Annotated in this window: 1 protein-coding gene; it reads right to left on the minus strand. The window is 43.4% G+C overall.

Annotated elements, in window-relative coordinates:
• Positions 1 to 126: 126 nt before the first annotated feature.
• Positions 127 to 1,190: IS110 family RNA-guided transposase (locus tag AOA56_RS15205; protein ID WP_053770030.1), on the minus strand; the 1,064-nt coding region annotated here is incomplete at its 5' end.

A 1,190-nucleotide genomic window follows, 5' to 3' on the forward strand; every position in this document is an offset into this window, starting at 1 on the left:
AAATAAGCCTGCAAATAAAAAGTCAAGGCTAAATTTATGAAAATTGAAAATTTTATACAGGTCGAAAAATAGGTATCAAAACAAGACCACCACACTCGTGCTGGTCTGAAGAGAAGTGTTATGAAACTATTCGGATTCTGGAAGTGATGAAAGATATTCTTTCACCCGACCATAGTAGATTCGTAAAAATTTATTGGCTCCGGCGGTCATATAGACGTAATAAGCTTTACCTTGGGCTCGTTTCTTATCGAGGAACTGATAAACAGGATCATCTTGGGGCATGGTTTTGATTAAAACATCCATTACCTGAAACAGAGTCTTGCGCAGAGCTGCGGAGCCTCGTTTGGAAGTGGGAACACTCTTTTGCTCATAAGAGCCAGAACCATTTACACCAGGATCCACGCCGGCAAAAGCTGTGAGCGCGCCTTTGTGAGTGAAACGGGTTACATCGCCAATCTCGGCTATGAGTTGTGGACCAAGTGATGGACCTACGCCTTTCATCTGCATGACGATAGGATATTCTGGGAGTTTAGAGGCTGTTTCGTTCATGAGGGAACGCAATTCTTCCACAGTTACAGAGGCACTGTTAAGTTGGTCAACCGCTTGCTTGATAATGAGTTTAGTAATTCCATCCTTTGGAAGTACAGGAACAAGCTCCTTTGCTTTTCCATAGATTTCCTCAGCTTTTGACAGGCTGAAGTTGTACTTCTTTCGTTTGCACCACTTCTGATAGTGGTCTATGAAAGCATGAAGGGACATTTTACGGACACAGTCCACATGCCAGTAAGTGGATGCAAAATCAACCCATTTCTGGCTGCCGTCACTACGTGCAGGGCTGTCAAAGTAAGTATTAATGCCAGGATAGGTCTGATCAAGGATGCCGATGAGGTTATTCTTCATGGCCGTCTTGTGCTTCATATAAAAGTTGAACTGACGGTTCATGGTTTTAAGCTGATTGCGTAATTCATCCATGACACTATATTGTTTTAGATTTTGCCATTTGTCAAGTGCATAGCGTGCAATCTTAACGGCATCCGCTTTGTCAGATTTGACCTTACGAAGGGAGTCATTGTCAAAGTCCTTGATAAGTTTTGGGTTGATGGCGCTGACGAAAAGGTCGGCCTTGGAAAGTTGATGTGCCAGGACTTCATAATAACGTCCGGTGTGCTCCATGACAATACGGGATTCCC

It is taken from the genome of Sellimonas intestinalis (assembly GCF_001280875.1).
Classification (GTDB): Bacteria; Bacillota; Clostridia; order Lachnospirales; family Lachnospiraceae; genus Sellimonas; species Sellimonas intestinalis.